Here is an 11976-nt window from a genome sequence, read left to right as displayed (position 1 = left end):
GAGGGACCAAGGGCGATGACGTTCTCGCGCCGGATGATCCATTGGCAGCGCGCCAGTTCGAGCACCTGCATCTTGTTGAGCTTCGGGATGGCGGTAAAATCGAAGCTGTCGAGGCTCTTGGCCGCCGGGAACCGCGCGGCCTTGATCCGGCGCTCGACCATCCGCCGTTCCCGGTCGATCAGTTCCAGTTCGACAAGCCGGGCAAGATAGCGGACATGATCCACGCCCTCTGCCGCGCATTGCCGGGCCAGCTTGTCATGCTCACGCAGGAACGTCGGCAGCTTGAGCGTCTTGAGGTGATTGGTGAGCAGCAGTTCGGGAGCCGGGCTGCTCATGCCGCATCCTTCGCATCGCTCGACAACAGCCGCATGTACGAGCGCGCCGATGTCGTCTCCACCCTCGCCCTGGGCAGGTAGGGATAGATCGCCATGTCCAGTCTGGGTGGGCGGCGTTCAACCCGGCACAATACAAGGTGCTTCACCGCATCGAAGCCGATTGCCCCCATGTCGAGGGCCTGCTTCACTGCGCCATGCAGATCGGCAAGCGTGAAGCTTTCCAGCAGGCGCAGCACCTGCACATACTCGCGCCGTCCATGCTTGCCCATCCGCGCTTCCATCAACCGGCGCAGCGTCACAAACACCTCGGGCAGGTTCCAGCCCTGCAAGGGTGCGGCCTGATCGAGGGCATTGATCTTCTGTTCGATCAGGGAAAGGTAATGGACAGGATCGAAGATCACATCCTCGCGCTCGTAGCTGCGGGGATGGCGGGCAATGACCTCGCCCCGGCAGCCGATCACCACCTCGCCGACATAGCCCCGGATCCACACCTCCTGATGGCCGAAGCGTACCGGCACCGAGTAATCGTTGGTCCGGTAGCGCACCAGCGCCTGCGACGAGACCTGGCCGCTGGTCTGGTCACAGGCCTCGAACGGCGACGCCGGCAGCTCCTGCATCGCCGCCAGATCGCGCCGCAGCCTCTCGCCGATCGTCTCGCTCTCGCCGCGCAGCCGGTCGTTCTGCCGTTTGCGGCATTGCTCCTCGAGCCACAGGTTGAACGCGTCCCATGTCGCGAACCGCGGGATCGGGACCATGAAGTTGCGGCGGGCATAGCCGACCAGACCTTCCACGCTGCCCTTGTCGTTCCCCTTGCCGGGGCGACCATACCGGTCGCGGATCAGGTAGTGCGACAGGAAGGCGCTGAACAACCTCGCGCGCAGCCTCGTGCCGTCGGGCAGGATCTTCGAGACCAGGCAGCGGTCATTGTCGTAGACGATCGAGAGCGGCACAGCACCGAAGAACGCGAAGGCATGAACGTGGCCGTCCATCCACGCCTCGGCCACGGCAGCAGGATAGGCGCGCACATAGCAGGCATCGCTGTGCGGCAGATCGAGCACGAAGAAGTGCGCCTTCTGCTCCACGCCGCCGATCTCGACCAGCGCCTCGCCAAAATCGGCCTGGGCATGGCCGGGAGCGTGCGCAAGCGGCACGAACATCTCCCGCCCGCGCTGATCCCGCTCCCGGATGTAATCCTTGATGATCGTGTAGCCGCCGGTGAAGCCATGCTCTTCGCGAAGGCGGTCGAACACACGCTTTGCCGTATGGCGCTGCTTGCGCGGAACCGACCGGTCCCCTTCCAGCCAGCCATCGATGATCGGTATGAACGCTTCCAGCTTAGGTCGCCGCACCGGGGCGCTGCGACGGTAACCGGGCGGCACCGAATACGACAGCATCTTGCGAACCGTGTCGCGCGATATGTTGAAATGCTTCGCTGCCTCGCGCTGGCTCATCCCTTCAGAACACGCCAGACGAACCCTCAGGTAAAGTTCCACGGTGTAAATCCCTCATCCCCCTCGCCGCCATCGCGAAAGGGAAAAAGTGGACGACTTTTACGCCGCCCGCAGCAGCACTTCGCCGCCGCTACCGTGGTCTAATTTTGCACCGCCGTTCTCACAGTCGGGTGTATTGCAGCAGGTCGTAGGACGAGCTGAAATAATAGGCACCGACCACGTAATCCAGTCCGAAGCCAAGATCGCCGGCGGCGCGCAGCTCCTGGCTGAACTGCTTGTAGTCCTGGCCGCGCAGCACGTAGTAGAGATCGACCGAGGACGCATCGAAATCCTGGGTCTGCGATTCCGTCGATGTGCGGTAGCCGGTGACGGACGTCAGCGTTACGCCGCCCAGTCGCAGATTGGCTTCTGCGGTCACGGCAGGGGCGGAGTATTTGGACACGTTGGGATCGCCGAAGACGGTATAAAGGTCGCCGCGATTGTTCCGGTTGCATTCGATCGCCGGAATGAACCCACAGAACAGTTCGGTGGAATTGGTCAGGTTCGAAACGACCGGATCCGCCTTCTGCACCTGCTTTTCGCCGGTGAGCAGGATGTCGAGCGAATCATTGGGAGTGACGAGTATACTGCCGCCGAAGTTCTCGTTGTTGCCGAAACCGCGGCTGCGTCCATCCTGGAACTGTTTGTACCAGCCGTCGGTCTCGTTGTGGAAGTAGAACAATTTGGCGGCGATGATGTCCGGGACGACAGGGATATTGACGACGGCGCGCGTCGCGAGCGAATCGTACTTGCCGTAGGAGACTTCGGCCTTGACGCCGAATTCTCCGGTGGGCCGGGTGCGGCGAATGTTGATGACGCCGCCGATGGTGTTGCGACCGAACAGCGTGCCTTGCGGACCGCGAAGGACCTCAATCTGCTCGATGTCGAAGAAGTCGAAGAACTGGCCGGTGCTGGTGCCGATGAACACGCCATCGACGACTACACCGACCGTGGGTTCCTGCGACTTTTCGACGTCGGCATACGTGAGGCCGCGGATCGAGAGGTTTGCCGCCGCTGCGCCGGAATTCTGGTTGGTAATGATGAGGTTAGGCGCGGTGCCGGCGAGATCGCCGATGTTCACCGCGGCCTTGGTCTCGATCATCGCGGCATTGATCGCGGTGACCGCGACGGGCGTGTCCTGAAGGCTTTCCTGGCGGCGTCGGGCCGTGACGATGATGTCCCCGGAGTCGGCGACGGCCGCCTCGCTATCCGCATCCTGCGCCATGGCAGGAGCTGCGACGCAGGTCAGTGCGCTTGAAGCTAGCGCGACGGCGAACACACCGCGAGTATACGCGAAGTTCATGGAATACTCCCCCATTTGTCGCACGGACTTTATGTCCGCGCATTTATTCTGGGCGTATCATGCACGACAACTTGGGCAGACATGACCTGCCACTATGATCAGGTGTTCACACACCGAGGGCTGGCGGGAATTGAAACGATCGCCGCGGACCATTCTTCAGCCAAATCGGGCATTCCGATAGGTCGGCAATCGGAAATTAACCTTCTTTGATCAGTCTCGCGAACGCCAGGACTTGGCGCGGGGAACCTGATGTCCAATACAACACCAGAGCTGTCAGTGGTTGTGCCATGCTATAACGAGCAGGAGGTCATCCGACTGACGCATGAGCGCTTGTGCGCTGCTCTGCGCAAGATCACTCGGGATTTCGAGATCCTCTACGTGGATGACGGGAGCCGCGACGCCACCGCACGGATGTTGGCGGACATACACCATGCGGACGAGAGCGTGCGGGTCGTTCGGCTATCGCGGAATTTCGGCCATCAGATCGCCGTGAGCGCCGGGCTCGACAGCGCGAGTGGGGACGCCGTGGTCGTTATCGATGCGGACTTGCAGGACCCTCCCGAAACGATTGCCGCTCTCGTCGCCAAATGGCGCGAAGGCTACGACGTGGTCTACGCGCAGCGCACCGAGCGCGCTGGAGAATCCCATTTCAAGCGTTGGACCGCGAGCGCCTTCTATCGCTTCATCAATCGCTTGTCGGAAGTGCCGATCCCGCTCGATACCGGCGATTTCCGGCTAATGGACCGACGGGTCGTCGCCGCGATGAAAGCAATGCCCGAGCGGCACCGCCTGCTACGCGCGATGACCAGCTGGGTCGGCTTTCGCCAGGCGTCCGTGCCTTACGAACGCGCCGAACGGGCCGCAGGCGAGACCAAGTATCCCCTGCGCAAGATGTTCGCGCTGGCGATGGACGGCATCACCTCGTTCTCGGTGATCCCGCTGCGGCTGGTGACGTTCGCAGGGCTCATCTTTTCCGGGCTCTCGGTGGCTGCCATCGGCTACGCCCTGGTCTTGCGCCTCCTGACCGACAACTGGGTTCCGGGCTGGACGCTGAGCTTCATCGCGACGATGCTGATCGCCGGCCTTAACTTTCTGTTCCTGGGCGTGATGGGCGAATATATCGGACGCATATACAGTGAGGTGAAGGCGCGGCCCATGTTCCTCGTGATGGAGCGTCTGGGCTTCGACAACCCGGAAGCATCGCGAAATCCCGTGGCCGATCAGCTCGCGGTGATAGCCGAACGAGTCAATGCCGCCTGAAAGCTTCCCGGTTAGGGGCGAGCACGCGCTCAGGCCTGAGCGCCATCGCGGCCCCAGGCACCACTGGCGAACGCCAATGCTTACCCACGAGGTCTCTAACTCCATGACTTTCACGAGAGAAATCCTCGCAGGGTCCACGTCATGGCGGAGATATTGATCGGCGAGAGGCCCCTAGGCGCGGAAGGTGGTTCGGGGGGCTCAGAAGCTATGGGGAGCATCGAGCAGACGGAGGCCGGTGCTGCGCGCTGGGTTCGGTACGTCCTGCCAGTGGCGATCGTGCTGACGCTGGGCCACCGGCTCTGGCTCGCGTTCTCTGCGGACTTTCCTTACAACGATGGCGCGCTGTTTCTCGCCTTCGTCAATTCGATCGGGAAAACCTTCCCGGCATTGCCTGCGACCGTGGATTTCAACGGTCTCGCGATTCCGTTCGCGTATCCGCCGCTTTCGTTCTGGATCGGGGCCGGGTTTGTGCGGCTGGGGATGGCGCCGCTGGACGTGGTCAGGTTTCTGCCGATCCTGTTCAGCACCTTGTACGTCCTTGTCTTTGCCGCGGTGTTGCACCGGATGCGCTGCTCCGCGGCCGTGGTCGGCCTCACGCTCCTTTTCCTGCTTTCGAACGCGCGCGCCTTCGAATGGCTGGTCATGGGGGGTGGGCTCAGCCGCTCGCTGGGCGCCCTGTTCTTCGCGCTGACCTTGCTGCTGAGCGAGTGCGCGGTGCGCCAAACCGATCGCATGCGGCGGCTGCTGCTGCTTGCCGCTTCGGGACTGACCGTGAGTGCGGCAATCGTGTCGCATCCCGAATTCGGGCTGGACAGTGCGGTCGCGGTCGTCGTCTGGCATGCCTTTCGCGGGGCCAGCCTGCGCCAGTCGGTGCTCAACGTCACGTTCGTAGGGGCGCTGGCAGCGTTGGGAATCGCGCCCTGGGTCATCCAGATGCTGGAGGTGCATGGGATTGGCCCCTATCGGGCGGCGTCGCAGAGCCGAGGCGAAGTCGGCCTGCTGTTCGAGATTCTGATCAAACTCGGGCGGCACTTCCTCAGCAACCCTCTGGCCTTGCTGGGACTCGTCCTGGCCTTGCGCAAGCGCGAATGGCTCTGGCCCGCGCTGCTGGTCGCGACGCTGCTCGCGACGCCGCGCCACGGACTGACGCCGGCGGCCTTGATCCTTGCGGTTCTGGCCGCCGAGGCCTTCTTCTGGCTGCTCTCGCTGCGAAGGTTCTCGGACAATCCGGTCGATCGCAAAATTCTTGTCGCCTCGCTGATCGTGCTTTTGATCCTGCCGCTCAGGGCCAACCACTTCGGCTATGGCACGTCGATCGCGCCGCTGACACACGAGCAGCGGGAAGCGATGGCGTGGGTCGCTCGCAACGCGCCCCACGGGCGCTTCGTCCTCGCCAATGCCCATTCCTGGGACCTCGACAGAGCCTCGGAGTGGTTCCCGCTCCTGACGGGTGCGACCGGGGTGAATACGGTGCAGGGGCGCGAGTGGCTCAACGGGGATCAGTTCAACAAGTGGGTCACGATCGACGCGCAGATGAAGTCCGCGACAAGCTGCGATGGCATCCATCGAGCGATATCGCGCTTTCCTGCGCGCGACTACATCTGGATAGAATTTGCGCTCAAATGCTTTCCGTCCGCGCAGTATCCCCGCGTTTACGCGAACAGCGAGGTCGTGATCGTGCGGACCGATGCCTCGTCATCGCTGGCGCACGAAAACCCGGAACCCCGCAACGCCCGGCCGCTCGCGATAGGCAGCGAATAGTCTGCGCAGTCGCGGATCGCTGCGGAGCCAGGGCGCATAGTCGAAAGGCTTTGCGTCGAAGCCGAGTTTGAAGTCCCGGTCATCCACCAGAAGGATGCGCGGCGGGTCGTGCGCGAGGTTCGCGATCAGGTCGTCCAGCTTGCGAGTGGCGACGGCTCGCGTCCTTCCTGCGCCCGAAGGTCCCCGCTCGTCGCCGCGGACAAGCGCGGGAACGAATTGGACGCAACACGCGCCGGACCGCCAGCGCCGATCGGTTCGCAAAACGGCGGGCAGAACCGCGCGCGGCGTGGTGATGAAACCGAACACACCCTCGCCGGGCCGGGACCATTGCCGGATCGTCGCGGCCAGCGCGCGCTCGTCGCGCAGTGCCCCAGCACTCTCGCCGCGCCGCTGCACGGTCGGAGCGAGCGCGGCGAAAAGGATCGGCGCCAGCGCAACGAAGCGGAACACTGCGCGGCCGGGGAGCCCAGCCGCGTCGATGATCAGCCAGATCGCACCGATCACAGCGAAAGCGCGTTCCGGTAGGAAGTGATATTGCCAGCCTTTGAATTGCAGCACCGCCGCCAATAATGCGCCGAGCGTTGCTGCCGCGAGGGCTTGCGCGCGCGGCGGAACCGAAGTCGTCGCGCGAAGGAGCATGGCCCCGCCGGCGACGATCAGCAGCGAAGGTAAGGCGTGAATGCGCAGGATCTCGGCGAACGATACGTCGAAAGCCCAATAGATCGCGAGCGTATCGGGAAGGACCCGCGTGTAGTATTCGGGGGCCAGCGCCCAGACGCTCAGGCCATAAAGCACGCCGATCGCGAGCAGACCGAAGTTGCCGGGCCGCAGGGCATCAGCCAGCGATCGTCGGCGCACGAGGAACCAGCATTCGACCGCGATCGGTATCAGAACGAAATAGGGTTTCAGACAGAAACCGATCGCGCCGCTCGCCACCGCCACCGTCCGCATTCCACGGCCCAGCTTCCGCCGGTCGCGCCAATCGGCGGCGGCCAGAAGCCATGGCAGTGCCAGGATCGCCAGCCAGTGCTCGCGCTGCCCGAAATCATAGCCGGGCAACGCGAGCAGGACGATCGCTGCCGCGATCGCGTGCCTGGTCCCGGCGGCACGGGCAATGAACAGGCACGCACCGAAGGAGAGGGCGAGCGTAAAAACCGTGGCGGATGTTTGCGGAGCAAGCCGCAGGGCGTTTCCGATAGCGAGGAAGGCTGTCGCGAGCCACCAGGCGAGCGGCGGATTGGGATCGGTCACGTCCACGCCGAACTGGCCGCCCACGAGCAGCTTCTGCCCGCCCACGACGACGAAGGCGAGGTCGTGATTGAAAGCGCCGGAGCGAACGAGGACGAAGCCGAGCGCGTGGATCGCGAATAGTGCGACAACGCTGCCCATCCCCGTCCAGCGCTTGCTCTTGCTCGCGTCCATTAGACCCACGCAATCCCCCCTTTGCGCTCGGCTAACGCCAGCAAGGGCGCGTGTCGAGCAGACTGTGCCGGGCGCCCACAAGCTCAAGGAGTCCTCGGAGGAAATCCGATTATTCGCTCTCGAAGTAAATTCCGACAGCTTCTAAGGGAACCTGGGGTCAAGGGGGGCGCGCGATGACATACATGTTGCAGGATCTGGCTGGCCTGGCGCTTGGCACGATCATTCTCTTTGTCATTCTCATCGTTCCAGGGACCCTGATCGCAGATCTGCTCGACCGGTTTTGTCCTCCGGCCGACGACCGCACATGGAAGGGCTGGTCTCCCATTCTTGGGCTGATCGCGATGCCCGTCCTCATCGTCCTGGGGATCCGACTGATCGGTCTCGAGCCGACATCTTTCGTGGTGGCCGGCATCGCCATTGCCGCCATGGTCTGCTCGAAGGGAAAACTCTGGCTTCCGAACCGACTGATGGCGGGTTTCATGGCGGGTTGGTGGTTGTTCTGCGCCGCCTTCTACGTCGATGTCGATGCCGGGGGCGGGCTCCATCAGTCGCTGGCTATCCTCGATCTGGTCAAGCATGCCGCCGTGGTCCGTGAGATTGCGCAGCACGGCTTGCCGATGCACGATCCCTTTTTCCTGCGCGAAGGGACCGCCGGTTACTATCACTATTTCTACGACGCTCCGGCGATGGCGTATCGCATTTCCGGTGGGCTCGTCGATCCGCGCATGGCGTTCGTCGCGGGCGCGTTCTGGACCGGAGGAGTGTTTCCCCTGTTTCTCTATGGTCTGATCCGCGAATTGGGCTGGCAGCGCGTCAGCGATACGCGGCTCTGGCTGCTGTGCGGGGTCGCCGCGATGCTTGGAGGGCTCGATCTCATCGGGCTGCTGTTCCGGTTTTCGGTGTTCGGCATCCTCGAGCCAAACATCGAATGGTGGGACGATGAAATCAGCTTCGTCCCCACCACCGCCGCATGGGTGCCGCACCATCTGAGCGCGGTGATTGCCGTGTACCTCGCGATCGTGATGCTCGGACGAGCCGAACTGGCATCGCAAGGGCGCGAGCGGCTGGTCCTGATTGCAGCGGCCGGCGTGGCTTTCGCGGCGGCGTTCGGCCTATCGATCTGGGTGACGATCGGCGCGGTGTTCGTCCTGGCTGCCAGCCTGCTGCCGCTGTCCCGCCTCAGCGCGCGGTGGATTGCCGGGCTGGCCGGGGCCGGGGCCGTGGCGCTGCTGCTGTCGCTGCCGCAGTTTTACGATCTGCTTGGTGGCCGGGCGGTGGACCAGGCGCCGCTCGGTCTAGGCGTGCGTGAGCCGGCGCGATCGTATCCGGTGTTGTTGTCCGCATTGCCGATGCCGGTGGTTGCGCTTCTGGCGCTCGCGCTCGCACCGCTTGTCTGGGGGATCGAGTTCGGCGTTTTCGCGCTGGGCGCCTGGTTGTTTCACCGCAGCCCCGGCTTCGATCGGGAAAGTCGCTTGGCCCGGCTGCTGCTGAGCGGAGCCATCGGGGCTCTGGTGCTCAATTTCTTCGTGCATTCCACAATCATCAACAACGATTTCGGCTGGCGGGTCGCCTGGTTCGCGCAAATGCCTGCGATGATCTGGACGATCTGCGCTGTCCAAAAGCTGCCCGCCGGCCGCGCCTTGCGCCGCACGCTCACTGTCGCCGCCGTACTCGGCCTGATGGTCCCGCTTTACGACCTCGCCGCCGCCCGGTTCATCCGTCCCCCATTCTTCCGCACGGCGCACCCGGAGATCAATCCCGATCCCGAAGTCGATCTGGCCATGCGCCAGGCCTACGACTGGGCCAACGCTACCTTGCCCGCAGATGCGGTCCTGCAGCACAATCCCGCGGTCGGGATGCGCGCTTATGACTTCGGGCTCTATTCTAACCACAGGATCGTCGTCGCCGATCGGCAGGCGAACCTGTTCGGGGGCAGCCGGGACGACGTCGCGCGGCGCGTCAATCGAATCGGCGAAGCGTTCGCGGGTGAACGCCCGATCGCGGATGTCGCCCGAGCGGGGGCGACGCATCTTGTCGTCACTCGCCACGATCCGATCTGGACGCGCATGGGAGGTAATTGCCGCAGGTTCGATGGCGTGGTCTGTATTCTGCCGCTGGACCGCACACCTTAAGGGAGGGGCGTCAGCCTGCGAGGCCCCGATCCATCAGGTCCATGAAATCCCGCGCGGCGTCGCGATCGCGCGGGTCCTTGAAGGCGACATCGAGATCGGGCGCGTTGCCCAGCATGAACATCAGCGTCCACAGCGCGAAGCGGCGGCCGCGGTCGGTCTCGAGCCCGAAGTCGACCGCCATGCGTTCGAGACCCGCCTCGAGCGCGCCTTGGGGAAGGGATGCCAGCTCGGTGGTGCCGAAATAGCGGCGCATCTGATCGTCGAGTTCCATCACTTCGCTCCTGTCAGACGCCGCTGTTCTCAAGCGCCTCGCTGGTTTCCAGCCACACTGCCTCGGCCGTCTCGAGTTGCTTTTGCAGGTCGGCCCGGCGCTTCATCAAGTCGGTCATCGTCAGCTTTGCGAGCGATGCCTCCGCGGAAGACGGATCGAACATGGCGCGGTCGATCGCACTGATCGCCGTGCCGAGCTTTTCGATGTCGCTTTCGGCCTTCCTGGCGCGCTTGCGCAAGGACGTGCTTTGTTCGCGTGCCGCGGCCGCGGCGCGGCGCTGATCCTTGCGGTTGCCGCCTTTGGTGCCGCCGTCTCCAGTCTCGGACGTGCTTTTCGCCGGATCTTTCGTCAGCACGAAAGCGATATAGTCGTCGATCGAACCGTCGAATTCGTCTGCCGTGCCCTGATCGACGAGGATGAGCCGGTCCGCGGTCATCTCCAGCATGTGCCGGTCGTGGCTGATGATCAGGACTGCCCCGGCATAGGCATTCAGCGCGTGGATCAGCGCTTCGCGGGCATCGATGTCGAGGTGGTTGGTCGGCTCGTCGAGGATCAGGATATGCGGCGCATTGCGCGTGATCAGCGCCAGTGCCAGCCGGGCTCGCTCACCGCCGGACAGCTTGCCGACTTCGGTGGTGGCCTTGGGGCCGGAGAAACCGAAGCGGCCGAGCTGGGCTCTCACATGCGCGGGGCTGGCGCCTTCCATCTGCTGCGTCATGTGCTGGAGCGGGGTTTCCGACCGATCGAGTTCCTCCACCTGGTACTGCGTGAAATAGCCCACGCGCATCTTGGTGGAGGCGTTGATTTCGCCGTCCATCGCATCGAGCTGCCCTGCCAGCAGGCGCGCGAGCGTGGTCTTGCCGTTGCCGTTGCGCCCCAACAGCGCGATGCGCTCGTCGGCATCGACTCTGAAGTTGAGGCGGCTGAGGACGGGTTTGTCGCCATAACCCACGCTGGCCTGGTTCAGTGTGATCAGCGGCGGGCGCAACTCGTCCGGGCTGGGGAAGTCGAAGCTGAGCGACGGATCGTCGATCTGTTCCGCGATCGGCTGCAATTTGGCCAGCGCCTTGGCGCGCGATTGCGCCTGTTTGGCCGTGGAGGCGCGCGCGGAATTGCGAGCGACGTAGTCCTGCAGCCGTTCGCGCTGCGCCTTCTGCTTGGCGCGGGCGGACTCGATCTGCGCGTGTCGCTCGGCGCGCTGGCGCTCGAAGGCGTCGTAACCGCCGGGGTAGATCGTCAGCTTGCCCCCAGAAAGATGCAGGATGTGATCGACGACGTTGTTGAGGAAATCCCGCTCATGGCTGACCAGCAGGATCGTCGCCGGATAGGACTTGAGGAAATCCTCCAGCCACAGCACGGCTTCGAGATCGAGGTGGTTCGACGGTTCGTCGAGCAGCAGCAGATCGGGCGCCGAAAACAGCAGCGAGGCGAGCGCGACGCGCATGCGCCATCCGCCCGAAAAGCTCTCGAGCGAGCGATGTTGCGCTTCTTCGTCGAAACCCAACCCGTTGAGGATGCGGGCGGCCCGCGCCGGAGCCGAGTAAGCATCGATCGCGATCAGCCGCTCGTGAATCTCTGCCAGCCGGTGCGGCTCCGTGCAGGTTTCGCTTTGCTCGAGCAGGGTAACGCGTTCGGCATCGGCCGAAAGCACGGTCTCGAACGGCGTCGCCTCGCCGCCCGGTGCTTCCTGCGCGATGTAGCCGAGGCGGCTGCCGCGCGGCATTCCGACCGTGCCGCCATCGGCCTCCAGCATCCCGGCGATCACGCGCACGAGCGTGGACTTGCCCGCGCCGTTCCGTCCGACCAGGCCAATCCGGCCGCGCGGCGGCAAGCTGGCGGTCGCTCCGTCGAGGATCGTGCGTCCGCCGAGGCGAACGACTATGTCGTTGAGGTTGAGCATCGTGCGCGCCTAGCGCGGAGCCCGGTAGGCTGACAATCGCGCAATCGGCCAACGCGCCTGCAAATTTGACCGGGGCGAGGGCGGATACGCCGTTTTCTGGTG

At 64.0% G+C, this 11976-nt stretch carries 9 protein-coding genes; 3 read left to right on the top strand and 6 right to left on the bottom strand.

The genetic code is table 11. The annotated features are described in order from the left end of the window. The 3 genes from GQO94_RS05585 to GQO94_RS05575 form a co-directional block, all read right to left on the bottom strand. Window positions 1–335: ATP-binding protein (locus GQO94_RS05585; protein ID WP_198045825.1), on the bottom strand; the 335-nt coding region annotated here is incomplete at its 3' end. Continuing rightward, window positions 332–1828 (bottom strand): IS21 family transposase, encoded by a 1497-nt coding sequence (gene istA / locus GQO94_RS05580; protein WP_156840168.1) that lies wholly within the window; start codon window positions 1826–1828, stop codon window positions 332–334. The genes istA and GQO94_RS05585, both read right to left, overlap by 4 nt. 118 nt (window positions 1829–1946) lie before the next feature. Then, entirely contained in the window at window positions 1947–3128 is a 1182-nt protein-coding gene (locus GQO94_RS05575; protein ID WP_156840167.1) for a TonB-dependent receptor, read from the bottom strand. Between the two features lie 249 nt (window positions 3129–3377). Between GQO94_RS05575 and GQO94_RS05570 the strand changes: the two genes are divergently transcribed. Then, window positions 3378–4388, top strand: a complete 1011-nt coding sequence (locus GQO94_RS05570; protein ID WP_156840166.1) for a glycosyltransferase family 2 protein — start codon at window positions 3378–3380, stop codon at window positions 4386–4388. Window positions 4389–4529: 141 nt separating this feature from the next. Further along, window positions 4530–6149, top strand: coding sequence for a hypothetical protein (locus GQO94_RS05565; protein ID WP_156840165.1), 1620 nt, complete (start codon window positions 4530–4532; stop codon window positions 6147–6149). Here the strand turns inward: GQO94_RS05565 and GQO94_RS05560 are convergent. Next, a complete protein-coding gene (locus GQO94_RS05560; RefSeq protein ID WP_156840164.1) occupies window positions 6084–7571 on the bottom strand; it encodes a hypothetical protein in 1488 nt (495 codons plus the stop codon). The genes GQO94_RS05565 and GQO94_RS05560 overlap by 66 nt on opposite strands. 173 nt (window positions 7572–7744) lie before the next feature. Here GQO94_RS05560 and GQO94_RS05555 point away from each other — a divergent pair, with 173 nt between their 5' ends. Further along, window positions 7745–9703 (top strand): hypothetical protein, encoded by a 1959-nt coding sequence (locus tag GQO94_RS05555; RefSeq protein ID WP_156840163.1) that lies wholly within the window; start codon window positions 7745–7747, stop codon window positions 9701–9703. A gap of 10 nt (window positions 9704–9713) precedes the next feature. Here GQO94_RS05555 and GQO94_RS05550 read toward each other — a convergent pair whose 3' ends face one another. Continuing rightward, window positions 9714–9974 (bottom strand): hypothetical protein, encoded by a 261-nt coding sequence (locus GQO94_RS05550; RefSeq protein WP_156840162.1) that lies wholly within the window; start codon window positions 9972–9974, stop codon window positions 9714–9716. 13 nt (window positions 9975–9987) lie between these two features. Then, complete coding sequence (locus GQO94_RS05545; protein ID WP_156840161.1) at window positions 9988–11874, bottom strand: ABC-F family ATP-binding cassette domain-containing protein; 1887 nt, start codon at window positions 11872–11874, stop codon at window positions 9988–9990. Window positions 11875–11976: the final 102 nt, after the last annotated feature.

It is taken from the genome of Novosphingobium aquimarinum, from assembly GCF_009746585.1.
Taxonomy (GTDB): Bacteria; Pseudomonadota; Alphaproteobacteria; order Sphingomonadales; family Sphingomonadaceae; genus Novosphingobium; species Novosphingobium aquimarinum.
The sequence above is the reverse complement of the archived record's forward strand: the minus strand, read 5'-3'. Positions and strand labels throughout refer to the sequence as shown.

Excerpts from the sequence above, each read along its gene's own strand:
- GQO94_RS05575 (WP_156840167.1), bottom strand. The coding sequence starts at position 3,128 with ATGAACTTCGCGTATACTCGCGGTGTGTTCGCCGTCGCGCTAGCTTCA.
- GQO94_RS05570 (WP_156840166.1), top strand. The coding sequence starts at position 3,378 with ATGTCCAATACAACACCAGAGCTGTCAGTGGTTGTGCCATGCTATAAC.
- GQO94_RS05565 (WP_156840165.1), top strand. The coding sequence starts at position 4,530 with ATGGCGGAGATATTGATCGGCGAGAGGCCCCTAGGCGCGGAAGGTGGT.
- GQO94_RS05560 (WP_156840164.1), bottom strand. The coding sequence starts at position 7,571 with ATGGACGCGAGCAAGAGCAAGCGCTGGACGGGGATGGGCAGCGTTGTC.
- GQO94_RS05555 (WP_156840163.1), top strand. The coding sequence starts at position 7,745 with ATGACATACATGTTGCAGGATCTGGCTGGCCTGGCGCTTGGCACGATC.
- GQO94_RS05550 (WP_156840162.1), bottom strand. The coding sequence starts at position 9,974 with ATGGAACTCGACGATCAGATGCGCCGCTATTTCGGCACCACCGAGCTG.
- GQO94_RS05545 (WP_156840161.1), bottom strand. The coding sequence starts at position 11,874 with ATGCTCAACCTCAACGACATAGTCGTTCGCCTCGGCGGACGCACGATC.